This is a genomic window from Nocardia canadensis (genome assembly GCF_032656385.1).
Taxonomy (GTDB): Bacteria; Actinomycetota; Actinomycetes; order Mycobacteriales; family Mycobacteriaceae; genus Nocardia; species Nocardia canadensis.
The window spans coordinates 1,437,117-1,461,127 of sequence record NZ_JAVCWB010000010.1; the positions used below are offsets into that span (position 1 = coordinate 1,437,117).

General features: G+C 70.8%; 21 protein-coding genes. 9 read left to right on the top strand and 12 right to left on the bottom strand.

Going from position 1 to position 24,011, the window contains the following annotated elements:
* The first annotated feature begins 198 nt into the window (after positions 1-198).
* A complete protein-coding gene (locus tag Q7X29_RS29960; protein ID WP_316576051.1) occupies positions 199-1,437 on the top strand; it encodes a hypothetical protein in 1,239 nt (412 codons plus the stop codon).
* A 115-nt stretch (positions 1,438-1,552) separates the two neighbouring features.
* On the opposite strand, the gene Q7X29_RS29965 is transcribed toward Q7X29_RS29960, so the two are convergent.
* Both Q7X29_RS29965 and Q7X29_RS29970 read right to left on the bottom strand, forming a co-directional pair.
* Complete coding sequence (locus Q7X29_RS29965) at positions 1,553-1,999, bottom strand: cupin domain-containing protein (protein ID WP_316576052.1); 447 nt, start codon at positions 1,997-1,999, stop codon at positions 1,553-1,555.
* A 43-nt stretch (positions 2,000-2,042) separates the two neighbouring features.
* The gene (locus Q7X29_RS29970; RefSeq protein ID WP_218719465.1) at positions 2,043-3,269 is read right to left on the bottom strand and encodes an acyl-CoA dehydrogenase family protein; all 1,227 of its coding nucleotides are present in this window, start codon (positions 3,267-3,269) and stop codon (positions 2,043-2,045) included.
* A 115-nt stretch (positions 3,270-3,384) separates the two neighbouring features.
* On the opposite strand from Q7X29_RS29970, the gene Q7X29_RS29975 reads away from it, so the two are divergent.
* Positions 3,385-3,951, top strand: a complete 567-nt coding sequence (locus Q7X29_RS29975; RefSeq protein WP_218719464.1) for a carboxymuconolactone decarboxylase family protein — start codon at positions 3,385-3,387, stop codon at positions 3,949-3,951.
* Between the two features lie 18 nt (positions 3,952-3,969).
* On the opposite strand, the gene Q7X29_RS29980 is transcribed toward Q7X29_RS29975, so the two are convergent.
* Complete coding sequence (locus Q7X29_RS29980) at positions 3,970-4,554, bottom strand: TetR/AcrR family transcriptional regulator (RefSeq protein WP_316576053.1); 585 nt, start codon at positions 4,552-4,554, stop codon at positions 3,970-3,972.
* Positions 4,551-5,786 carry a cytochrome P450 gene (locus tag Q7X29_RS29985; RefSeq protein WP_218719462.1) on the bottom strand — a complete coding sequence of 412 codons (1,236 nt, stop codon included), beginning with the start codon at positions 5,784-5,786 and terminating at the stop codon, positions 4,551-4,553. The genes Q7X29_RS29980 and Q7X29_RS29985 overlap by 4 nt, the downstream gene beginning before the upstream one ends.
* 205 nt (positions 5,787-5,991) lie before the next feature.
* Here Q7X29_RS29985 and Q7X29_RS29990 point away from each other — a divergent pair, with 205 nt between their 5' ends.
* The gene (locus tag Q7X29_RS29990) at positions 5,992-7,017 is read left to right on the top strand and encodes a TfoX/Sxy family DNA transformation protein (protein ID WP_316576054.1); all 1,026 of its coding nucleotides are present in this window, start codon (positions 5,992-5,994) and stop codon (positions 7,015-7,017) included.
* A 155-nt stretch (positions 7,018-7,172) separates the two neighbouring features.
* Positions 7,173-7,823 (top strand): hypothetical protein, encoded by a 651-nt coding sequence (locus tag Q7X29_RS29995; RefSeq protein ID WP_218719460.1) that lies wholly within the window; start codon positions 7,173-7,175, stop codon positions 7,821-7,823.
* 127 nt (positions 7,824-7,950) lie between these two features.
* Here Q7X29_RS29995 and Q7X29_RS30000 read toward each other — a convergent pair whose 3' ends face one another.
* The 8 genes from Q7X29_RS30000 to Q7X29_RS30035 all read right to left on the bottom strand — a co-directional run bounded on the left by Q7X29_RS30000 (position 7,951) and on the right by Q7X29_RS30035 (position 17,637).
* The gene (locus tag Q7X29_RS30000; protein ID WP_218719459.1) at positions 7,951-8,901 is read right to left on the bottom strand and encodes a Ppx/GppA phosphatase family protein; all 951 of its coding nucleotides are present in this window, start codon (positions 8,899-8,901) and stop codon (positions 7,951-7,953) included.
* A gap of 67 nt (positions 8,902-8,968) precedes the next feature.
* Entirely contained in the window at positions 8,969-9,490 is a 522-nt protein-coding gene (locus Q7X29_RS30005; protein WP_218719458.1) for a DUF501 domain-containing protein, read from the bottom strand.
* Positions 9,487-10,080: an FtsB family cell division protein gene (locus tag Q7X29_RS30010; RefSeq protein WP_316576055.1), complete on the bottom strand. Its 594-nt coding sequence runs from the start codon at positions 10,078-10,080 to the stop codon at positions 9,487-9,489. The genes Q7X29_RS30005 and Q7X29_RS30010 overlap by 4 nt, the downstream gene beginning before the upstream one ends.
* A gap of 49 nt (positions 10,081-10,129) precedes the next feature.
* Positions 10,130-11,416: a phosphopyruvate hydratase gene (gene eno, locus Q7X29_RS30015; protein WP_218719456.1), complete on the bottom strand. Its 1,287-nt coding sequence runs from the start codon at positions 11,414-11,416 to the stop codon at positions 10,130-10,132.
* A gap of 115 nt (positions 11,417-11,531) precedes the next feature.
* Positions 11,532-12,257 (bottom strand): lytic transglycosylase domain-containing protein, encoded by a 726-nt coding sequence (locus Q7X29_RS30020; RefSeq protein ID WP_316576366.1) that lies wholly within the window; start codon positions 12,255-12,257, stop codon positions 11,532-11,534.
* Between the two features lie 106 nt (positions 12,258-12,363).
* A complete protein-coding gene (locus Q7X29_RS30025; RefSeq protein WP_316576056.1) occupies positions 12,364-15,066 on the bottom strand; it encodes an ABC transporter ATP-binding protein/permease in 2,703 nt (900 codons plus the stop codon).
* A 124-nt stretch (positions 15,067-15,190) separates the two neighbouring features.
* Positions 15,191-16,129, bottom strand: coding sequence for an ABC transporter permease (locus Q7X29_RS30030; protein ID WP_316576057.1), 939 nt, complete (start codon positions 16,127-16,129; stop codon positions 15,191-15,193).
* Positions 16,126-17,637, bottom strand: coding sequence for an ABC transporter substrate-binding protein (locus tag Q7X29_RS30035; RefSeq protein WP_316576058.1), 1,512 nt, complete (start codon positions 17,635-17,637; stop codon positions 16,126-16,128). Before Q7X29_RS30035 ends, Q7X29_RS30030 begins: the two co-directional genes overlap by 4 nt.
* A gap of 327 nt (positions 17,638-17,964) precedes the next feature.
* Here Q7X29_RS30035 and Q7X29_RS30040 point away from each other — a divergent pair, with 327 nt between their 5' ends.
* From Q7X29_RS30040 to Q7X29_RS30060, 5 genes are read left to right on the top strand one after another with little or no spacing between them, the layout of a single operon-like run.
* A complete protein-coding gene (locus tag Q7X29_RS30040; protein ID WP_316576059.1) occupies positions 17,965-19,056 on the top strand; it encodes a TauD/TfdA family dioxygenase in 1,092 nt (363 codons plus the stop codon).
* Positions 19,028-20,038 carry an ornithine cyclodeaminase family protein gene (locus tag Q7X29_RS30045; RefSeq protein ID WP_218716045.1) on the top strand — a complete coding sequence of 337 codons (1,011 nt, stop codon included), beginning with the start codon at positions 19,028-19,030 and terminating at the stop codon, positions 20,036-20,038. Before Q7X29_RS30040 ends, Q7X29_RS30045 begins: the two co-directional genes overlap by 29 nt.
* On the top strand, positions 20,029-21,453 hold the full coding sequence (locus Q7X29_RS30050; protein ID WP_316576060.1) for a type III PLP-dependent enzyme domain-containing protein: 1,425 nt from the start codon (positions 20,029-20,031) through the stop codon (positions 21,451-21,453). Before Q7X29_RS30045 ends, Q7X29_RS30050 begins: the two co-directional genes overlap by 10 nt.
* Positions 21,454-21,489: 36 nt before the next feature.
* Positions 21,490-22,524 carry a PLP-dependent cysteine synthase family protein gene (locus Q7X29_RS30055; RefSeq protein ID WP_218716043.1) on the top strand — a complete coding sequence of 345 codons (1,035 nt, stop codon included), beginning with the start codon at positions 21,490-21,492 and terminating at the stop codon, positions 22,522-22,524.
* Between the two features lie 37 nt (positions 22,525-22,561).
* Positions 22,562-23,953 (top strand): MATE family efflux transporter, encoded by a 1,392-nt coding sequence (locus Q7X29_RS30060; RefSeq protein ID WP_316576061.1) that lies wholly within the window; start codon positions 22,562-22,564, stop codon positions 23,951-23,953.
* Positions 23,954-24,011 lie beyond the last annotated feature (58 nt).

A 24,011-nucleotide genomic window follows, 5' to 3' on the forward strand; every position in this document is an offset into this window, starting at 1 on the left:
GCAGGCGAGAACAGCATTCACAGCGCACGCCGATTGCCCGAATCCCCCGCCCGAAGGCTACCGCCCGTTCTCCCCACGAACAACCGGTGGCCGATCGCCGGCATGGGGTGGTCTATGTTGGTCGCGGGCCGACCACGGTGACGTGGACGGGCGGATTCTTCGGCAGTTCGGCAGTTCGAGCGCAGCGAAGGGATCGTCATGCAGTCGGTTGTGGCTTTGATCGTTCGTGTCGGATGTGTGGTGGCGACCGTGCTGGCCGCGGTGGGGTTCGGCGGGTCGGCCGTGGCGGGGCCGCCGGACTCGGCGTTGTGCGCGTGGCGGTTCATGTCGAACGACACCGTGTTGAATGTGGCTTTCCCCGATGCGAACTCGACGTACTGGCTGATGCCGTACGCGCTGGGACCGGGTGACTCGATCGAGTTGTCGGGGACCTATCCGGCCGCGCGGTACTTCTCGGTGAACACCTACGGGACGAATCTCGACACCGTGGACACGTTGCGCGACAACCAGATCGCGCCGGATCCGGGTAGCGGGAACCCGTACACCGACGCCTCCGCCGCCACGCTGCCCACGGCGCAGCAGCGGTGGCACGCCAAGCTGGTCAATGGCCCGGCCGACCACAGCCGCAACGAGATCCAGGCGGTCGCGAGTGGGCAGCGCGCCCCGATCGGGTTCGTCATCGTCCGGGTCTACGTGCCGACCGACCCGGCCTCACTCAGTGGTGGTGTGCCGCTGCCGGAGGTGAAACTCACCCTGGCGGGCAGCGAGGTTCCGACGCAGCCGTGCGCGCAGCCCTTCGACCCGGCCGGCTACACCGGCCCCGTCGCCGACGCCGCGAAAGCGGCCTTCGATCAGGGGATCGCCGCGGCCGCCTCCGGCGCCTTCCCCGGAGGCGCCCCGGAGGCCACCTTCGGCAATCCGGCCAGCACCGCCGGGCTGTTCCCGAACGGTGACAACAAGTACGTCGGGACCCGCGTCAGCTATCAGCCGGGCCGCCTGCTGGTGGTGCGCGGCAAAGCCCCGACCTTTCCGGATACCCGGGCCGGGCAGTCACCGACCGCGCCGACCCAACTGCGGTACTGGTCGATGTGCCAGAACGACCTGCGCACCCCCTACCCCGTCGTCGCCTGCGCCGCCGACTTCCAGACCGCGCTCGACGCGTCCGGCTACTACACCTACGTTCTCGCCGCCCCCGCGGACCTGCCGGCGAACCTCCCGCCGACCGTCACCACGATTGCGTGGGGCAGCACCGACGTGGACAAGGTGCTGTTCCTGCGGAACATGACCCCGAGCGCGGCGTTCTACCCGGACTCGGTCCAGGCCTCCCAGGACTCCGGCAGCGACCCGGCCATCACGATGGGTCCGTATTACCCGCACGCCGCCTATTGCAGCGCCGAGACGTTCTCCGCCGGCGGCGCCGACGCCTGCCTCGCCTGAAATCACCTGGTAGCCAGTCGGGCGGGCGAGCCATTTCGACGGTCGCGGCGAAATCGGCGGACAGGCTGGAGCGTCGACCGGTCGCCGCGTCTACGGAGGCCGTTTCGGCCCGCGGCTACGCGCAGTCCGGCGCCGCGGCGTCGACGAAGAGCGGTTCGTTCGCCCGGTTGATGTAGGCGACGTACAGCTCGGCGGGCCCGGTCCCGAGATTGCGGCCGACGTGGACATGGTCGGGGCCGACGGTCTCGGACAGCCCCTGACCCGCCGCGTACGTCGTCGGCACGCAGTCCGACTCGTAGCGCGTCACCTCGCCCCTGGTCACGAGGGCCAGCACAGTGCCGTCGTGATAGTGCCAGCCGAGGGTGCCGCCCGGCGCGATGGTGATACGCCGGAAGGTGAACACGCTCGGCAGTTCGGCGAACGGACCGAATCCGCTCACATCGACCTCGGTCAGTTGTTCGACAGTCACGCCCGAGGGCGGGGTGGCCGACGTCGAGGGCGCGAGAGCGACGATCGCGGTGGCGACCACGGCGCCGGCGAGGGCATTCCGGTGGTTTCGCATCTTCGTAGTATACGAGCGCGACCACCGGACCGACCCGCCGTTTCTACCCCGCGACCAGCCCCTTCGCGATGTGGGTGACCTGGATTTCGTTGCTGCCCGCGTAGATCATCAGCGACTTGGCGTCGCGGGCGAGCTGCTCGACCTTGTACTCGGCCATGTAGCCGTTGCCGCCGAACAGCTGCACGGCCTCCATCGCCACCTCGGTGGCGGCGCGCGAGGAGTAGAGCTTCATCGCCGAGGCTTCGGCGAGGGTCACCTTGTCACCGGCGGCGGTGCGCTCGATGGCGTTGAAGACCATGTTCTGCACATTGATTCGCGCGATCTCCATCTCGGCCAGCTTGAGCTGGATGAGCTGGAACTGCGCGATCTCCTTGCCCCACAGCGTGCGCGACTTGGCGTAATCGACGCACAGTCGGTGACATTCGTTGATGATGCCCAGTGCCAGCGACGCGATGCCGATGCGTTCGGCCGCGAAAGACTCCTTGGCACTGTCCTTTCCGTCGCCCTTGGCGGGGTTCTCGGTTTCGCCGAGCAGCCGGTCGGGGGTGATGCGGACGTTCTCGAAGAACAGTTCGCCGGTGGGCGAGGAGTTCATGCCCATCTTCTTGAACGGCGGGCTCTGCACGAAGCCGGGCATGTCCTTGTCCAGCACGAACGCGAGCACCTTGCGGTCGCGGCGGTCGGTGCCGTCGCCTTCGTCCAGCTTGGCGTAGACGACGGTGACGTCGGCGTACGGGCCGTTGGTGATGAACGTCTTGCGGCCGTTGAGGATGTAGTCCGCGCCGTCGCGGCGGACATAGGATTTCATCCCGCCGAAGGCGTCGGAGCCCGAGTCCGGCTCGGTGATGGCCCAGGCGCCGACCTTGGCCATGGTGACCAGCTCGGGCAGCCAGCGCTTCTTCTGCGCGAGGGTGCCGCGGCTGCGGATGGTGCCCGCGGTGAGGCCGAGGCTCACCCCCATGGACGCCACCAGGCCCAGGCTGACCCCGGCCAGCTCGCTGTTGAGGATGACGCCCATGCTGCCCGCGCCGCTGAAACCGCCGCCCGACTTGCCCGCACCGGTGGTGCCGGACTCCTCACGGGCGAGCGCCTTCTCCAGCCCCTCGCGCGCCATCTCGTCCAGCCCGAAGGTGGCGTAGAGCTTGCGGATGATGTCGAACGGCGGCAGCGCGCCGCTCTCCAGCTGGTCGACGTGCGGGGTGATCTCCTTGGCGATGAACCCGCGCACGGCGTCGCGGAACATCAGGTCTTCGTCGGACCACTGGTACATCTCTGGACTCCCGAGGGATAGCCGGAACTTTGACTCGAATATAGAACACGTTCTAGTCGACTCGGGGGCGTAGGTTCGGAGGCAGGGGAATCGTCGACACGAAGGGGTGTGAACGATGCGAGTGGTCGAACGGATCAGGGGATACGCGACCGTGATCGGACAGGCGCGACGTCATCGCGGCGATCTGGCCGGATGGCTGGGACGCCGGCCGCAGATCGGGGCGGCGACCATGGCCTATGAGACGGCCTTGCTCTTCAGCAACAAGCTCGATCCCCGGCTCAAAGAACTCGCCGAGCTCAAGACGGCGGGACTGGTCGCCTGCCAGTTCTGCCTCGACATCGGGTCGGCGCTGGCGCACACCTCCGGACTGACGCGGGAACAGATCACCGAGCTGCCACGCTACCGGACCAGCGACGCCTACACCGAGCTGGAGAAGCTGGTCATCGCGTTCGCCGAGGCGATGACGGCGACGCCGGCGGTCGACCTCGAGGAGCTGCGCACCACCCTGCTCACCCACCTGTCCAAGGCCCAGCTGACCGAGCTGGCCGCGACCATCGCGTGGGAGAATCAGCGGGCGCGGCTCAACCAGGGCCTCGGGGTGCAGCCGACCGGCATGGCCGACGGCATGGTGTGCGCGATGCCGGAGCCGCGCGTCGCCCACCTCGCGGACAAGCGCGGGTGATCGGCCCCGGCCGGTGATTCAGTGGTCGGTCAGGGTCGGGGCGGCGCGGGTGATGATCGGGGCGACGTACTCCCGCAGCATCGCGCGTTCGTCGGCGTCGTCGCGGCCGGGAGTGGCCAGGAACGAGACGATGACGCGGGTCAGCCAGCGGGCCAGCCTGCTGCGTTCGGGATCGCTCAGGTCGATGTCGGCGAAGATGGTCGCGGCCAGGGACTCGATGACGTCGGAGTCCTGGCTGATCCGACCGGCCGTGCCGGAATCGCCGGGGCGGAACCAGGCGATGAGCAGCGGGTCGGCGCGCACCGCGGCGATCGCGCCGAGCATCGCGGCGACGATCCGCTCCCCCGGGTCGGCGATGTCACGGACCTGATCGGTGAGCCCGGCGACGATGCGCCGGGTCTCGCGGTGCACGAACGCGATCCGCACGGCCTGGCGATTGTCGAAGTAGCGATACAGCGTGGCTCGCGAGCACCCGGCCGCCGCGGCGATATCGCGCATGCCGACCGCGGCCACCCCTCGTTCGGCGAACAGTTCGGCGGCCGCGTCGAGAATGCGCTCGGCGGCCAGGTCGGCGCGGTCGGTGGCCAGCCAGTCGCCGCTCATGCCACGGCCCGGAACGGCACCGCGACCGGCCAGCGCACGTAGTTGCCCTGCGACCAGCGCACGCCGTCGAGGTCGACGGTGAAGTCGGGGCAGCGGGCCAGCAGCTCCTCGAGCGCGACGCGCGCCTGCATCCGGGCGGCGGCCGCGCCGAGGCAGTGGTGATGCCCGTGGCTGAAGGTGAGGATGCGCTTGGGGTTGCGCCGGATGTCGAGTTCGGCGGCGGTCGCGCCGAACTCGCGCTCGTCGCGGTTGGCCGAGCCGTAGAGCAGCAGCACGCGCCTGCCGGCGGGGATGGTGGTGTCGTGCAGTTCGACGTCGCGGGTGGTGGTGCGGGCCAGGCCCTGCACCGGCGAGGTCATCCGCAGGAATTCCTCGATGGCGTCGGGGATGAGCGACGGGTCCTCGACGAGCAGTCGGCGCTGGTCGGGGTAGGCGGTGAGGAGCTGGACCGCGCCGCCCAGGTTGCCGGTGGTGGTGTCGTTGCCGCCGGTGATCATGGTGAAGGCGAAGCCGAGAATCGCGATCAGGCCCTCGTTGTCGCCGTCGGCACCGAGGCCGGAGGCCAACAGGTGCGAGATGGTGTCGTCGCCCGGTTCGACCCGGCGGCGGGCGATCAGTTCGGAGAAGTAGCCGACCAGCTCACCGACCGCGGTGAAGGCGTTCTGGTCTCCCGCGGCCAGCCCGGCCCCGGCGACCGCGCCGCCGACGATGTTCTCGGTCCACTCGTCGAACTTGCCGTGATCCTGTTCCGGCACACCGAGATAGTGCGCGACGACCATGGTGGGCAGCGGCTTGAACAGCTGCTCGACGATGTCACCCGCCCCCGCCGCGCGCAGCCGCTCGATCCGCTCGACGACGAACCGCCGCACCGCCGGTTCCACCGAATTCACCTGGCGCGGGGTGAATCCTGGCGCGACCCGGCGACGGAAGTCGGTGTGCTCGGGCGGGTCCATGAAGACGAACGGCTTGACGGCGCCGAACCCCGCGGCCGCCAGGTCCACGTAGTCGACGGTCAATCCCGCTGCGGAGGAAAAGGTTTCGGGCTCCTTGGCGGCAGCCCAGACGTCGGCATGGCGGGACAGCACGTAGAAGTCGTCGGCTTCCCGCCCCTCGGGAATCACCCGGTGAACCGGGTCCTGGTCACGCAGCGCGGAGTACATGGACCAGGGATCGCGCCAGGTTTCCCCGGACCGCAACTCGAACCCGACCGCATGAGACGTCGTTGAACTCATGCCTCCACGGTAAGACATCTTCCACCATATGTCTAACATCGGTTTCCGGCGGCGCCAGGACGCCGAGGGCGGGCGGAAAAGCGATTGCCCGCCCGCCCGGCGATGTGGCCTCCTTGGAGGGATGAAACGACAACGACCGGGGAACGCCCGGGATATCGGGGACGGGTTGAAACTGCACCGGTACGCGGTGCGGGGAGGTCGTGGCGTGCGGACGGTGATCGTGCCGCGACCGGGTACGCGTGCCCGGTTCAGCACCAATCGGTTCCACGAGACATGGCATGTGCTGTCGGACGATCACGGCGCGAAGCTGCTGGCCCGGCTGCTGTGGGGGCTGTCGTATCAATCCCGCCCGGGGACGGTGATCCTGCTCGACCGGGAGTTCCTGGTGCCGACGCCGTTCGACGCCGACCCGGCCGATCCCCTCGTGCTGGTGCCGGGCTGGCACACCCACCTCGACGATCAGTCCCTCACCGCCCTGCGACAGCGGGGGCACGCGGCCGCTTCGACGGGGACGGTGCGCTGGCGGACCTTCGGACTTGATCGGACGATGGAGCCGCGAGCGATGGAGCGCTGGGCACAGCAGCGGTATAGATGGGCAGGCGGCGAGATCACGCGCCGCCGCGGGATGCTCGTGCTGAGCGCGCGCACGCCCGACGATTGCCGCCGGTGGGCGCTGGCCGCGGCGCGGCTCGACTCCGCCGGATTCGGGAGCGATCACGTGTATCTGGACGAATGGCGGCGCGGCCACGACGGCGAGATCCAGATCTTCCGGGCATTTCGCCCGATGGTCGGTATCGCCCGGCGGGCGCGGGCTCGGGTTCTCGCCGGCGGCGAAATACCGTCCTCCCCCGACGAGTTGCGCGCCGCCGTGTGGCGCACGGCCGAAATCGTCCGAGGCGACGCTCATGTGCGCATTCGCGTCTATCGCGGACGCGGTGCCGAACTCGGCGACGCGGCGGCGGCGATGCTCGCGCACGCCGACGTGCATTCGCTCGACGAACTCGCCGAACTCGGCGCGGTGGAAACCTATCGGCGATTGCGCGCGGCGGACGTGCGCGGCCTGAATCTGGAAATGCTCTGGGCGATGGAGGGCGCGCTCACCTATCGCGACCCGCGGTTCATCGAGCCGCAGCGGCGCCGGGAATTGGTCTCCGCCCTCGGTCCGCCGCCCCGCCCCGAGCGGGTGTCGCGCCCGCGCTATCGCGCGCCGGTCCGGCCGCGTCCGCGCTGACCACTCCGCGCCACGCCCGGGATGAATAGAGCGGGCAGGAATTCCATCCAAGGCGGCAGGGCAATCCGAATCATCTGTGTTCATCGACCACGATATTTCGGATTCACCGGGGGCCGATTTCTTCGGGCGAATTCGGAAGAGGGAGTTTCTCCGATATGTTCCAGAACTCGAGTTCCGGCCTCGGCCGGCGTCTGCTCGCCGGCGCGCTGCCGTTCGCCGTCGCCGTCGCGTGCGCCGGGGTGGCCTCGGCCGATGTCGATGCCGATCAGCAGGCCCGGTTCGTCCAGGGCCTGGCCTCGCAGGGGCAGGCCGAGGGCATCGGCTACCGCACGGAAGTCACGCCGGACATGCGGACCGTGTCGGCGACCGTCGACGACGGGCGATTCGTCCTCGGCCAGGACGGCACGCTGACGGTCGAATCGGCGACCGGCAGCCCGATCGCGCAGGTGCCGACCAGTTTCGGCACCGTCGGCGGCAACACCATCACCGTGGCCACCGAGATCTCCGCCGACGGGCGCACCCTGAAGGCGACGCCGCAGGTGTCCCAGGGCGCGGCCACCGAGCTGAAGACCATCGCCACCAATCCGGCCGCGCAGTACTCCGATCCGGTGCACAACGCCGCCGCGATCGGCGCGGGCGTCGGCCTGATCGCCGCCGCGGTGGTGTGCGTGCCGATGATCACGACCATGATCCTGTACCTGCCGTGCGTCGGGCTGATCGGCCTGCCCAACGCCCTGGTCGGTGCGCTCATCGGCGCGGCCGTCGGTGCCGTGGCGCCCGACGTCATCCCGCAGGTGCTGCCCTGATCCGACACCCGCTGGGTCGCCGCGCGCCGGAGAACGTTCCGGTGCGCGGCGCTGTCGTTTAGTCGGCGGCACACCGACAGCGCGGCGGAGAACAGCTCGCGTCAGGTCGTGCCCCGGTGTGCCCGGCTCAGGCGAGGATCGACATGGCGATGCCGTCGAGGATGTCGTGTTCGCTGACGACCAGTTCGGAAACCCCGGCGCGCCGGGCCAGTTCGTCGGCCAGCACCTCGGTGATGACCGCGCCGCCGCCGATGACGTCGACCCGGCCGGGGTGCATCGGGCCCAACGCCGCGCGCTGGTCGTGGTCCATGCCGATCAGCCGGTCGCAGACGTCGTGGACCTCGGCCAGGCTCAGCCGGGTCAGGTGGACCCGGGTCGAATCGTATTCGGGCAGGTCCAGGGCGACGGCGGTGATGGTGGTCATGGTGCCCGCGACGCCGACCCAGGTGTGCACCCGGTCGACCGGGACCTCGGCGAACGCCTCGTCCAGCTTGGTCTGCGCGAATTCCCGGGCCGCGGCGACCTGCTCGGCCGTCGGCGGGTTGCCCGCCAGACAGCGCTCGGTGATCCGCACGCAGCCGATGTCGGCGGAGTAGGCCGCCTGCACGCCGTCACCGTCGCCGACGACCAGTTCGGTCGAGCCGCCGCCGAGGTCGACCACCACGAAAGGCCCGGCGTCGGCGGACAATTCGCCGACCGCGCCCGCGAAGGACAGCCGGGCCTCCTCGTCGCCGGTGATCACCTCGGCGACCGCGCCCGGCACGACCCGGCCCAGTTCGGTGCGGGTCATGTCGAAGAAGTCGTCCCGGTTGGCGGCGTCGCGGGTGGCGGAGGTAGCGACCATGCGGACCCGCGAAACACCCTGGGCGAGCATCACATCGACGTAGTCGGCCAGCGCGACGCGGGTGCGCTCGATCGCCTCGGGCGCGAGCCGGCCGGTCGCGTCGACACCCTGGCCGAGCCGCACGATGCGCATCTCGCGGTGCACGTCGGTGAGGCTGCCGTCGGCGCCGACCTCGGAGATCAGCAGGCGAATCGAGTTGGTGCCGCAGTCCACCGCGGCGATGCGCTCGGTCATGAGGTTCCTCCTGGTCGGGCCGGTCGCCCGGCGCCGGTGCGATACCGGCGCCACGCGCTGTCCGCGATTATGCCGATTCTTCGGGCGTGCGTGCGGCGGGCCAGTCGGCGGGAATGGCGGTGCCGCGCAGGCCCGCGTCGGCGGCCAGGGCGACGGCCTCGTCGCCGAAGGGGTTCACGCCGGGGCCCTTGGCCAGCGAGTGCGCGATCAGCACGTGCAGGCACTTCACCCGGTCGGGCATGCCGCCACCGGTGAAATCGGTGCCGAGCGACTCGATCTCGTCGCGTTCGGCCAGGTAGCTTTCGTGCGCGGCGCGGTAGGCCGCGGCCAGCTCGGGATCGGCGGCGAGGCGTTCGGTCATCTCGCGCATCACCCCGGCCGACTCCTGCCTGCTCGCTTCGGCGGTCAGCCGGGGGTCGGTCAGGTAGTAGAGGGTGGGGAACGGGGTGCCGTCGGGCAGTCGCGGCGCGGTCTTCACCACGGCGGGCAGGCCGTCGGGAGTGCGGTAGGCGACGGCGAGGACACCGCGCGGCTCGCGGCCCAGCTGCTGGGCGATGATCTCGAGGTCGCGCTCGTTCGGTGCGGTCACCTTGGTCCTTCCGGGGCCGGTTCGGAGATGCTGCGCCACAGGTCGGTGTACCAGGGGTCGGGCGCCGCTGTGCGGGTGCTCATCGGCGGCGGCGCCGGTGCTTCGATGCCGGGAATCTGCACGATGTAGGGGGTTTCGCCGGGCATCACCAGGCGCAACCGGTCGCGGGCCTCGGAGCGGATGTAGGCCGGGTCCTGCTGCTGGGCCCGGCGGTCACGCAGGGCGGCCAGATCGGCGTCGAGTTCCGCGCGCTGCTGGGCCAGCGCGGCCGCCTCGGCCCGCTGACTGAAGTAGGTGCGGGTCGGCACGGCCAGGGTCAGCGCCAGCCCGCACAGCACGGCCGCGAGGATCACCGCCTTGCCGGTCGAGAGACCGAGGATGGTGTGCTCGCTGCGCTCGAGCTTGCCGGTGGGCTTGCGCTTGCCCGTCGTCGCGCCGGTAGCGGACTCGGGGCGGCGCCGGGTGGTGCGTTTGGCCGCGGCGGGGCGGCCGGGGGCGTCGAGATGACTGGGGCGGGAGCGAGCGGCCCGCGACGTGCGGCGGTCGCCTCGTCCACCCGGACTGGTTCCACGCGCACGTCGCTCGGTCATTCGCTACCGCCCCGTCATCTCACTGCCTGTCTTGCGGTACTGCTACTGCTCAGAACTCGCCGGTGAACCGCGGGAAGGCCACGTCACCCGCGTAGCGTGCCGAGTCGCCGAGGGCGTCCTCGATGCGCAGCAGCTGGTTGTACTTGGCGACCCGCTCGGAACGGGCGGGGGCGCCGGTCTTGATCTGGCCCGAGCCCACCGCGACCGCGAGGTCGGCGATGGTGGTGTCCTCGGTCTCGCCCGAACGGTGCGACATCATGGTCTTGTAGCCGTTGCGGTGCGCCAGCTCGACGGCGTCGAGGGTCTCGGTCAGGGTGCCGATCTGGTTGACCTTCACCAGCAGCGCGTTGGCCGCGCCCTTGGCGATGCCCTCTTCCAGGCGCTCCGGGTTGGTGACGAACAGGTCGTCGCCGACCAGCTGCACCTTGTCGCCGATCGAGTCGGTCAGCGCGACCCAGCCGTCCCAGTCGTCTTCCGACAGCGGGTCCTCGATGGAGACCAGCGGGTAGCGGGTGAGCAGGTCGGTGTAGAACTCGCCCATCTCGGCGGCGGTGCGGACCTTGCCCTCGAACTTGTAGCCCTCGCCGGGGGTGTAGAACTCGGTGGCGGCCACGTCGAGCGCGAGCGCGACGTCGGTGCCGAGCTTGTAGCCCGCGCGCTGGATGGCCAGGCTGATCAGGTCCAGCGCCTCCACGGTGCCCGCGACGTCGGGGGCGAAGCCACCCTCGTCACCGAGACCGGTGGACAGGCCCTTCTCCTTGAGCACGGCCTTGAGCGAGTGGTAGACCTCGGTGCCCCAGCGCAGCGCCTCACGGAAGGTGGGGGCGCCGATCGGGGCGACCATGAACTCCTGGACATCGACGCCGGTGTCGGCGTGCGCGCCACCGTTGAGGATGTTCATCATGGGCACGGGCAGCACGTGGGCGTTCGGGCCGCCCAGGTAGCGGAACAGCTCCAGGCCCGAGGACTCGGCCGCGCCGCGGGCCACGGCCAGCGAGACGCCGAGCAGGGCGTTCGCGCCGAGACGGGACTTGTCGGGGGTGCCGTCCAGATCCAGCAGGACCTGGTCGACGGTGCGCTGCTCGACGGCGTCGAGGCCGATGATGGCGGGCGCGATCTCGTCGAGGACGCCCTCGACGGCCTTGGTGACACCCTTGCCGTTGTAGCGGTCGCCGCCGTCACGCAGTTCGACGGCCTCGTGCTCACCGGTGGACGCGCCGGACGGAACGTCCGCCCTGGTCAGGGTGCCGTCGTCGAGGGCGATCTCGACCTCGACAGTGGGATTGCCGCGCGAATCCAGAATCTCGCGCGCTCCGACCTGTTCGATGATGGCCACGAAAACGACTCCTTACGACTGAAAGGCACGGTAGGTCTCACGGGATGGTCCGTGCGGTGCCGAGCCTATCGTCTCGGCGTGACGTGGAGTAACCGGCACTCCGGCCGGCCGGTAACTACACGCGGCGGCCGATGCTGTAGGTCGCGGCCCGGTCGCGCACGACCCGCATGTACTTGTTCGACTGGTTGTAGGCGAACAGGGCGCGCTGCCAGCCGTCGGCCGAGGTCAGGTCGCCGCCGCGGACACACAGGTACCGCGCGGCGGTGAGGGCCGCGTCGTCGATGTTCTGGGGGTCGATGACCCCGTCGCCGTTGGCGTCGACACCCCAGCGCCGCCACGTCTCGGGGATGAACTGCAACGGACCGACCGCCCGGTCGTAGGTGGTGTCGCCGTCGAGGGTGCCGCCGTCGGTGTCGCGGATGTCGGCATTGCCCCTGGTGCCGTCCAGGGCGACCCCGATGATCGCCGGACGCACCGTCCCGTCGGCGTCGACGCCGGCGCCGCGGTGTGTGCCGTGCCCGCTCTCGACGCTGGCGATCCCGGCCAGCGTGGTCCAGGCGATCCCGCATTCGGGCTTGGACCGGGCCAGCACCGCCGCCGCGTACCCGTAGGCCTCCAGCGCCACCGGCTCGATCCCGACCGACCCCGACTGCTCGTCGGCCCAGCCACGCAACTGTTCGGCCGCCCGCCCCGGCGCGTCGACGTCGATCGCGGGCAGCGCGGCACCGGGACCGGGCGGCATGTCACCGGGAATCGACGCGAGCGAGCTACACCCCGCGAGCAGCGCGGTCACCGCCACGGCGGCGAGCACGCCGACTTTCTGCACAGACACCCCACCCATCATCCAGGTCACCGACACCTCTGGCACCTCTCACAGCGACTTCTCAGAGTGCGGTGGGACCGACTCGTCGCACCCTCCCGCGCGAAAACGCCTGCTCGCGAGCGGTTCAGCCCAGCAGTGCCGCGGTCGCGGGGTGGGCCGGATCAGCGAAAACGGCGGCTGGGGTGCCGGATTCGACGACCCGGCCGTGGTCGAGCACGACGAGTTCGGTGCAGTGCGTGGTGATCAGCGCCATGTCGTGGCTGATCAGCACGAGGGCGGTGCCGCGCGCGGCCCGCAGGTGGTCGAGCAGGGTCATGATCGCGGCGGCGGTGGCGCCGTCCAGGGCGGTGGTGATCTCGTCGCAGATCAGGACGGCCGGGTCGGCGGCCAGGGCACGGGCCAGGGCGACGCGTTGACGTTGTCCGCCGGAGAGTTCGTGCGGATGTCGGGCGGCCAGCTCGGTGGGGAGTTCGACCGCGGTGAGCAGGCATTCGACGCGGCCGCGCAGCTGCGTCTTCGGCACCCGGGCGATCCGGCGCAGCGGACGCGCGAGGGTCTGTTCGACCGTGCGGCGGGGATTCAGTGCCGCGAGCGGGTTCTGGGTAACCAGTTGAATACCCCGGGGAGCCGCCGTGATTCGGCGGCGGCGATCGACGGTGACGCGGGCTCCGGCCACTTCGAGCGAGCCCGCACCCACGTGCAGTCCCGCGATCACCCGGGCGAGTGTCGTCTTGCCCGCACCCGACGGACCGACCACCGCGAGCGCTTCCCCGGCGCGGACGGTGAAGTCGACACCGGCGAGGATCTGATGTCCGTCGGCGACCGCGCCGATTCCCTCGACGCGCAGGGTCGGCGGCTCGGTTCCCGCGGCCGCTACGGCGGTCACCCGACCGACGCCGGCGGACCCTGACGGACCGGGCTGATCCGCCCTCGGGCGCTCGATCGGTTCCAGCCCCCGGTACCGCGACACCGGCGCACCGCCGGACCCTACGCCCGAGAGCACGGGCTCCTGTGGTGCCTCGACGCGGTCGACCCCGGCCACAGCGAGGTCGGCGTCGCCGGGAACGTCCGGCGACGAGTCCTGGCCTGCCGACGCGGCGACGGCCACGGGTGCGGGGCTGCGCCCGGAGCGGCTCACCCGATCAGCTGCCGGGTTGCCGTGGTGCCCGGGTGCCGTGTCGACCGGCGACGTGCCGTCGAGGACTGGCCCACCCCCCGGCGGGTGCACCTCGACCACGGTGTCGGCGATGGCGTGCACGGTGGTCGTGTCATGGCCGGACAGCAGGACGGCGGTGGACGCACGGGCGGCCAGATCGGCGATGAGGCGGGCGATGTCGGTGCGAAGGGCGCCGTGCAGGCCGGCGAGAGGTTCGTCGAGGACGAGGACCTGGGGTTTGCGCAGCAGGGCGCGGGCGAGTGCGACCCGGCGTTGCTGGCCCCCGGACAGGCGGGCGCAGCGGCGGCGCAGGTGGGTGGCGTCGAGGCCGACGAGTTCGAGGGCGGCGCGGCGCTCGGCGTCGGTGGCGGTGGGCGCGGCCTCGGCGAGCAGGGCGCGCACGCGCAGGAGCGGGTTCAGTTCGGAACCGGGATCTTGGCCGACGTAGGCGACGCGCGTGCGCCGGAACTTCCGCAGCGCACCGGAATCGAGCGTGAACACGTCGTGCCCGGCGACCAGCACCGCCCCTTCCTGCCTGGCACCGGCGGGAAGATGACCGAGCAGCGCGCGCATCGCGGTCGACTTGCCCGCACCCGACGGCCCGGTCAGCGCGGTCACCGTCCCGGCCTCCAGCCGGAAGGACAACGGCGCCAGCAGGATCGCACCGGTCTCGGCGATCACCGTCAGCCCCTCGACGACCGCGGCGTTCCCGGCGTCGACCACCGAGATCCCACACTCCTGACCCCCTCCACGCCGCTGTCCCGACGCGCGGTCCGCGGAATCGGGGGACGTACGGCTCACCTGCGCACCGATCGCGGTCCGGTGGCCGGGTTTGCGCGCTCCCCCACCCGTGACCACCAGGTTCACCCCGACCGCGACGACGGCGATGGCCGCGCTGGGCGCGAGCACCGCCCAGGGGTTGAGCAACAGTCCGGAGGCGTTGTCGCGCACCATGTTCGCCCAGTTGTCGGCGTCGAGGGCGGGCAGGCCGAGGAAGGAGACGGTGCTGACGAGGTAGATGGCGACGACGAAGCGCAGGCCGAGCTGGGTGGTGAGGACCGAGCGCAGATTGGGCAGGATTTCGCGGAAGACCAGGTGTGACAGCGACTCTCCGCTGGCGATCGCGGCCTCCACATAGCCACCGGCCGCGATGGTGGCCGCCGCGGCGGCGAAGATCCGGGCGCAGTACGGGACGCCGAAGAGCAGCGAGACCCCGATCAGCGCGGCCACGCCGCCCTGCGGCCACGCGGTGAGGACGAGCAGGATGCCCAGCACCGCGGGCAACAGGATCACCAGATCGCCGCCGAGCTCGATCACCGCACCCGCGCGGGGCCGGACCGCGGCGATCGCGCCGAGCACCGCGGACAGCACGGTCACCGCACCCGCGATCACCGCCGCGACCACCAGCAGCTCGGTGCCGCCGGTGAGCAGATGGCTGAGCACATCCCGTCCGAGCCGATCGGTCCCGAGCACCGCTCCCCCACCCGGCGGAGCGAACGGCATCCCCACCGCTCGCTCCGCCGGGTAGGGCGCGAGCAGTGGTCCCACCACCGCGACGAGCACCACCAGCCCCACCCCGGCCGCCGCCGACCACCGCCACCATCGGGACCCACGCGGCGTGGGCACCGGCCGCGCATCGCCCGACCCGGAATCTTGCTCGCGAGAACTCACCACACCTCCTGCGCTCGAGGACTGCCACGGTGCGGGATCTCGCGTTCGCCGCGGTTCACCGGCGCCTCCTGTGGTTCGCGCACCACCACGAGGCGTGGTGGCCGAAACATTCGCTCCCCGTGGCTCATCGCGTGCCGCCCGACGCCCAGGTGCGCACGAAGTCGGCGACAGCGAGCAGCATCATGATCACGATGGCCGTGAGGGCGACGACCGCGGCGACGGTCGCGGTGTCGCGGTCGGCGACCGAACCGGCGAGGACCGCACCGACGCCGGGATAGTTGAACAGGGTCTCCACGACCAGCGCGCCGCCGAAGAGCATGCCGACGGAGGTGGCGTAGCCGGCGACGATGGCGGGAGCCGCGAAGGGCAGCATGTGCCGCAGCAGCACGGTGCGCGGCGCAAGGCCCTCCAGCACGGCGTTCTCCACGTGGGGCGCCGTGGCGACATCGAGCAGCGCCGAGCGCACGACGCGGGCGTTCCAGCCGATCTGCGGTATCGCCAGCGCCAGCACCGGCAGGATCAGCATCTCCGGTCCGGCGGGGAACCCCGAACGATCGGTGATGGTGACGGCGGGCAGCCAGCCGGTGGCCAGTGAGAACACCAGGATCAGCAGTGTGCCGCAGACGAATTCGGGCACGGCGACGGCGACGGTGCTGGCCGGTTGCAGCAGCCGCGCCCCGAACGCGGTCGGTCGCAGCGCCCACCAGCAGCCCAGCGCCAGCGACACCGTGACGGTGAGCGCCAGCGCGATGCCACCGAGCAGCAGCGTCTGCGGGAACTTGTCGGCCAGCAGATCCCCGACCGAGGTGCCGCGCGCGGTCTGCCCGAAGTCACCGGTCAGCACGCCGGTGAGCCAGTGCCAGAACTGCACCGGCAGCGCGCGATCCAGGCCGAGTTCGTGTTCCTTCGCGGCCAGCTCGCCCTGCCCGGCATCGCGGCCCAGCGCCGACCGGGCCGCGCTGCCGGGCAGCAGGTCCACCGCGACGAACACGATGGCCAGCAGCGCCACGAGCAGCGCGATCCGCCGGAGCAGCGGCAGGGCGAAGGTCCGCACGACGGTCACGCCAGCCAGGCGCGTTCCAGCTGCACGCGAGCGAAGCCGCCGAGGGTCGGCAGGCCGCGCACCGGTGCGGCGGCGATGTCGACGCCGTCGGCCATGCCCCACACCAGATAGCCGCCGCGCTCGAACTCGATGCGCTGGATGTCATGGCAGGCCTTGGTGAACTCCGCGCCCGAGGACGCCAGCGCCTTCGCGGTCGCGGCATCGAATTCCGGGTCGCGGAACGCGGTTTCGTTGCGGTTGGTCGTGGAGGTCATCAGCTTGTCGGCGAAGAAGAGCACCGAATCGTTGGTCCCCCACGACACCGTGTACAGCGGGGCGTTGAGCCAGGTCGTGTCATAGAAGGCGGCGGGTTCGACCACCTGCACGTCGAGCCGGACACCGATGTCGGCGAGCTGGGCGGCGATCACCTTCGCCGACTCCACCTCGCCCGGCACCTCGGCCTTGGTGACGAACGCGTAGCTGCGGCCGGTGTCGAAGTTCGCCTCGCGCAACAGAGTCTTGGCACGCTCGACATCCCGATCGCGGCGCGCGAGCGCGGCGTCGTAGAGCGGGTCGGCGGTGCCGAGGACATCGCCTGCCACGGTGCCGTAGCCGGAATGCACCTGGTTGACCAGCGCGGTCCGGTCGACGCCGAGACGCAGCGCGGTGCGCACCCGCGCGTCGGCGAACGGTCCGTCGGCGGCGCGCATGGCCACGCCGAGCATGGTGTCGTTCGCGCGCCGGACCACCTGCAGGTCGCCCCGGGTCGCGGCGGTGCGGCCCGCGATGGCGCCGACATTGGAGGCGAGGTCGATCTGCCCGGCCAGCGCGGCGTTGCCCAGCGCGGTGACGCTGTCGAACATGGTCACCTCGATCGCGTCGAGCAGCGGCGGGGTGCCGTGCCACTGCTCGTTGCGGACCAGCCGGGCGTTGCCGCCCTGGTAGGACTCGAGCCGGAACGGGCCGGTGCCGATCGCGGCGGCGAAGTCGGTGGTGCCCTGCGGCACGGTGAAGGTCATCAGCCGCAGCAGCAGCGGCAGTTGGGCATTGGGCGCGGCGACGGTGAACACGACGCGGTTCGGCCCGTCGGCGACGATGTCGTTCTCGGCCACCGGCATCTTCGACGCGCCACCGACCGAACGCAGCCTGCGCATCGACCACACGACGTCGTCGGCGGTGACGGGCGCGCCGTTGTGGAACTTCGCGCCCTCGGCGATCGTGAAGGTCCAGCGCCGGTTGTCGGCGGAAGCCTCCCAGCGCGAAGCCAGTCGCGGCGCGACGGTCGGGTCGGCGCCGGGGACGGTCAGCGCGTCGTAGACGAGCGAGGCGATCAGGAAGTCGCTGTCGTTGCTGAGATTGGCGTGCGGGTCGCGTTCGGCGCGGGCGGTCGTGCCGAGCGCGCCGACCCGCAGCGTGCCGCCCTGCTTCGCGGGCCCGTCGGCCTCGTCGTCGCTCGTGCACGCGGCTACCAGAAGTAGTGCGGTGACGCCGAGCCCGGATTGCAGGAGCTGCCTGCGCGTGAAACCCATCGTGTTCCTCCCTCGAACCGCGTGCGCCGCACCACTTCTCCTGGCGCCGCAAACTAGGCGAGGCTAGCCTAAAACAATCGCCGGCTGGGGAGCTTCCCGGCGACCGTCATCGAACCGCAGCCCGTCCCGGGACCCCGGATGATCTCCGTTTCGTCCGTTCCGGTAGAACTCTGCGTTATATGAATCAGCTATTTCTCGGACAACACATTAGGTAAGTCTTGCCTAATCAAAGCACAGGCACTACCTTCGCACATCGAGTCTGAAGTTCACCCGCGTTCGACCGATGCGAAGAAGGGATGGCCGGTGAAAAGCGTTCTGTCCGAACGTATGACGCTTCACCTGCACGACATCGAACATCGCGAGCTACCCCCCGACGCCGCCTCGGCCGTCCGTGCGCTCGCCACCGACATCCGCCACCGATTAGGTGACGAACCCCACACCGACACCCTGCACGACCCGGTGCTGCTGGCACAGATCGAGGAGCGGGTCGGCGAACTCCCCGCCGCCGTGCGCCACGCCGTGCGGCCACCCGCCACCGCCGCGGGCGCCACCGTGGTGCGCGGGCTGCCCGTCGACGACGCCGAATTCGGCCCGACACCGCCGCACTGGCAGGCCGCGGCCACCGCCGCCGCCGATCCCGGACACACCGGCTCGCTGGACCTCGACATCGCCATGCTGCTGCTGGCGCGGTGCGCGGGCGAGCCGTTCGGGTGGGCGGGCCAGCAGAACGGCAGACTGGTCAACAACATCCTGCCCGCCGTCGGCCACGAGGACGAGCAGTCGGGCGCGAGTAGCTCCACCCTGCTCAGCCCGCACACCGAGGACGCCTTCCATGCCGCCCGCGCCAATCTGCTGATGCTGACCTGCCTGCGCAACCCCGACCGGGTGGCCACCACGGTGTCGTCGGTCGGTCAGGTCCGCCTGGCCGAGGACGACCTGCGGACCCTGGCCGCGCCGACGGTGCCGATCCTGCCCGACGTGTCCTACGGCACCGGCTTCGATCAACCCGCCCCGGCGCTGCCGACCGTGTGGTTCGACGAATCCGGCAGTGCCACACTGCGTTACGATCCGGCCTACACCCCGCTCGACGACGCCGACCCGACGTTCCGGGCGGCCTATGCCCGGCTCACCGCCGAGCTCGCCAGGGTCTGCCACGCGCCCGCGCTGGCACCCGGGGAGATCCTGCTGGTGGACAACGACGTCGCCGTGCACGGGCGGGTCCCGTTCCGCGCGCGCTACGACGGCACCGATCGCTGGCTCAAGCGCGTCAACATCCGGTTGCCCGAACGTCGCAGGCGCGCGCAGGAGTCGTCCGAGAATGGGTATGGGCAAAGGGTGGTCGCGCCGTTCCGGGCGAGCACCGATCGGACGGCAGAGCGGGGCAGCACAGATGAACGAGGATCCGTTGAACAACCGTGACCGGAGCATCCCGCTGCGGGTGCTCTCCCGCAGCGACCTGGCCGACGTGCCGATCACCCCCGCCGAGGTGGTCCGGGCCGTGGAGGAGGCGTATCTCGCCTTCGCGGCAGGCGAATCCGACAACCCGCGCAAGCTGAGCGTCGCCGATCCCGGCGGCTCCTCGGTGTCCTACGCGATGCTGGGTCGCGACGGCAGGCGCCGGGTGGTGGCCATGAAGACCTCCTACAAGTTCGATCCCGGCCACGACCGCAGCACCAAGCGGTACTACACCACCATCACGCTCTACGACGACACCACCGGCGCACCCATCGCGATGATGGACTGCGCTCGGGTCGGCGCGTTACGCACGCCCGCGGTCTCGGCGTTGCTGGTGCGCGAGACCGTGCGGCGCGGCGCGGAGAGCGCGCTGCTCATCGGCACCGGCACCCAGGGCCGCAACGCCCTGCCGCATCTGCTGGCGGTGAATCCGCAGCTGCGCAAGCTGATGGTGTTCGGCACCCACCCCGAGGGGCTGGCGGCGGTGCACGCGCACCTCGCCGACGCGGTGCCGCACGCGCTGCTCGAGGTGGTCGACGATCCGTACGCGGCCGCGGCCAACGCCGATGTGGTGCTGGCGACGGCCGGACCCGGCACCGAGGTGGCGCTCGAATCCGCCCATCTGGCACCGGGTTCGGTGGCGGTGCTGGTCGGCTACGGGCTCGCGCCCTCCACGCTGGTCGACGCCGATCGGGTGGTCGCGACCAGCGCCGCGCAGATGGCACTGACCGGCACCGACATGGTCGGACCGGACGGCACCCTGCGCAGCGTCGACGCCGAACTGCCGCAGATCCTCACCCGCAGCGCGCCCGCGCGGCGCAGCGAGGACGAGAAGATCTTCGTCTACAACAGCGGGCTGGTGCTCACCGATATCGCGGTCGCGCACGCGCTGGCGGCCCGTGCCATCGCCGAGGGACGGGGTGTCGAGGTGCCGTTGTGGGACTGACGGACACAGCGTCCGGTGGCGGCGTCGGCGGTTCTGCCGTCGACGTCGCCGTCCCGCGTCGGGTGGACGCACCGGCCACCGCCCGTCCCGGCACGACCGCCGACCGGCCGAGTCACTGCGCGCCACCGATGCCCGCGCCGATCGACGCGCTGGAACAGCGGCTGATCGACGATCCGCAGCTGCTCGGTGACCTCGCCGACGCCGTCGGCGGACCGTTCCACGTGCTGTACCCCGACCGGGTCGCGCTGAATATCACCGCTTTCCACACCGCGTTCACCCGCGCCGGGGTCGACGGATTCGTGTACTTCGGGAAGAAGGCGAACAAGGCCGCGTGCGTGGCCCGGGCCTGCGCCGAGAACGGGGCCGGCATCGATGTCGCCAGCACCGGCGAGCTGGTCGCGGCCCTGGCGCAGGGCGTGCGCGGCGAGGACCTGATGGTGACCGGGCCCGCGAAGTCCGACGAGCTGCTGTGGCTGGCGGCGCGGCACCGGGCGCTGATCGCCGTCGACGCGCTCGACGAACTCGACCGGCTGCGCACCCTCGCGCTGCCCGCCCGCATCCTGCTGCGGGCGCTGCCCGAGGGCTCGACGAGTCGCTTCGGACTCGACCCGGCCGAGCTGGAACAGGCCATGCAGGTGGTCGACGGCCGGATCACCTTGTCCGGCTTCAGCTTCCACCTGTCCGGCTACGACGCGACGGCCCGGGCCGAGCAAGCGATCACCCTGGTCGGACACTGCCTGCGGGCCAGGGCGCACGGGCATCCGGCCGACACGATCTCGATCGGCGGCGGCTTCGGGGTCGACTATCTGGCCGCCGAAACCTGGGCGGAGTTCCGGGACACCCTGAGCGAGAGCTGGTTCCACGCCGACCCGCCCGCCGGTGGCTACTACCCGTACCACTTCCCGGTCCCCGGCGCGGACATGCTCACCGCAGTCCTGGCCCACCACGATCTGGCCGGGCTGGTGCGCGACAACGGCATCCGGCTCGCGGTCGAACCCGGCCGCGCGCTGCTGGACCGGGCGGGCAGTTCGGTCTTCCGGGTGCAGGGCGTGAAAAGGCGTACCGCGCACGGCGATCCGTACGACATCCTCACCGTCGACGGCACCAGCCTGAGCCTGTCCGAGCAGTGGTTCGCCAGCGAATACCTGCCCGATCCCGTGCTGTGGCCCGCCCACCCCGGCGACCGCACGCCCACCTGTGTCGGCGCCACCACCTGTCTGGAGTCCGACCTGCTGAGCAGGCGGCGCATCCCGCTGCCTCGCCGCGCCCGCGTCGGCGATCTGCTCGTCTACCCGAACACCGCCGGGTACCAGATGGACTCCAACGAGTCCCCGTTCCACGAACTCCCGCTCCCGCCGAAGGTCGTGCTGCGCGCTCGCGGCGACCGGTTGCGCTGGAGTATGGACGCCCGCTGATCCACCCGAGCTCCCAATCCGATGGAGGAACACCCCATGGCTCTCGTCACGCGCGTGACGGATCTGATCGGCCGCACTCCGCTGTTCGAACTCGCCGTCACCGACTCCGGAACCCGGCTGCTGCTCAAGCTCGAGCAGTTCAACCCGACCGGCGCTGCCAAGATCAGAATGGCCCGCTCGATGGTGCTCGACGCGGAGCGGCGAGGTTTGCTGCGCGATGGCGGGCATATCATCGAGTCGACGTCCGGGAACACCGGACTCGGCTTGGCGGTGGTCGCGGCCGAACGTGGCTATCGATTCACCGCCGTGGTCGACAACCACGCCTGTAAGGACAAGTTGCGCGCGATGCGGGCCATGGGCACCGACCTGGTGTTCGTCGCCGACGACGGTGACGACGAGCTGGCCACCTCGGCCCGGGAGGATCTCGCCGAGGCGATGGCGGCCGCCCGCGACGACGCCTACTTCACCGAACAGCACAACAACGACGCCAACGCCGTCGGCTACTACGCGGTGGCCGAGGAATTGCTGGCCGAGGTCGAGCGGGTCGACATCCTGCTCTCCGCGGTCGGCACCGGCGGCTCACTGTTCGGCACCGCCACCCGGTTGCGCGAACTCGGCAAGCCCGCCCGGGTGATCGGCGTGGAACCGGTCGGCTCCATCGCCTTCGGTGGCGAGGGCGGGCCGTACTGGCAGTCGGGCACGGGCACCCCGCCCGGCGCGACCATCGGCACCGCCGTGGACTACGCCCAGCTCGACGAAGGCGTGAAGGTCAGCGATACCGACGCCTTCGCCACCGCGCGCGCTGTCGCCAGGACACACGGTCTGCTGATCGGCGGTTCCGCGGGCGGTTCGGTGCACAATGCCTTGGCGCGGCTCGCGGAATTCCCGGCTGGGTCGACCGTGGTGACCATCGTGTGTGACGGTGGCGAGAAGTATCTCGATACCGTGTTCGACGACGATTGGATGGCCGCGCGCGATCTGCTCGACCCCGCCGCCGAATGCGAGGTCACCACCCTGCTGCGCCGCTACTCGCCGCTGCGGCGACACGACGAACTGATGGAGGTCAGGTGAGCGCGAACGCGCGCGGAACGAACCGCGGAGTGGGTGGGTGAGTACGCGGCCCACCGACAGCAGCGCGCTGGCGAGGCTGGCGACGCCGATCGCGCTCACCCAGCTGGCGCAGATCGCGGTCTCGACCACCAACTTGGCGTTGATGGGCACCCTCGGCGTGCGCGAAGTCGCCGCGGGCGGCCTGGCGCTGGTGCTGTTCAACCAGATCCGCACGATGTGCGTCGGGTTGATCACCGGCACCGGTAATCAGATCGCGGGTGCGCTCGGCGCCGCGGGCAAACGCGGCGACTCCGCCGACGACGAGATCCGCGGGGTGGTGCGCGCCGCGTTCGTCATCGCCACCATCGCCGGTCTGCTCGGCGGCGCCCTGCTGATCGGGCTGGGGTGGATACTGCCCTGGCTCGGGCAGGACGAGGGCGTGCTCGCCCTGGCCCGGCCGATGATGATCGCGCTCGCCCCGGGACTGCTGCCCTGCCTGTGGTTCCAGGTCTTGCGGCAGTACACCGTCGGCATGCAGCGCCCGCAGGCGCTGCTGCTGGTGACCCTCGGCTCGGTGGCGCTGAACCTGGTGCTCGCGCTGACCTTCATCCACGGCTGGGCCGGCGTCCCCGCGTCGGGCCTGACCGGCGTCGGCATCGCGACCTCGCTGGTCTTCCTGATCACCTTCGGCGTGTTCTGGGCGATGGTCGCTCGCGACCATCGCCTCGGCCCGACACTGCCGCGCACCCCGTGGCCGGTGCGCTGGTCGATCGTGCGCGAGGAACTACGCCTGGGCACCCCGATCGCGCTGACCTACGGGTCCGAGGCGGGGATGTTCTCCGTGCTGGCCCTGGTCATGGGCAGTTTCGGGCCCGCCGCGCTGGCCGCGCACAATGTGGTCTACCAGATCATCTACATCGTGTTCCAGGTCGCGATCGGCATCTCCCATGGCGCGTCGATCCTGGTCAGCCATGCCGTTGCGCGCGACGAGTACAGCCACGCCAGGGCACTGGCCTGGCTGGCGCTGCGCCACGCGGGCGTAGTCGCCGCCGTCACCGGCGCGGTCTACGTGGTCGCCCCGAACCTGGTGCTGGCCCCGTTCCTGGACTCCGGCGACACCGACACCATCGCGATCGCCCACACCCTGCTACTCATCGGCATCGTCCTGCAATTCTTCGACGCCGCCCAGAACATCGGCACCGGCCTGCTGCGCGGCCTGAAGGAAACCGCGGCGGGCTTCCGGCTGTCGCTGATCGGCTACTGGGGCGTCGGACTCCCTGCCGCCCTCCTGTTCGCCTTCCCGCTCCACCTGGGCGCGGCAGGCGTCTGGTGGGGCCTCACGGCCGGCCTGGCCACCACCGCGATCCTCATGCTCCGCAAGTACTTCGCCCTGCTGAACCAGGCGAGCACGGTCCGGCCACGCCGGATTCCCGCGACCCAAACGAGGTGAGCGGGCGGCGGTCGCACGAGACCGTCGCCCAACCCTGAGACTCAGGCCTCCGAAACCG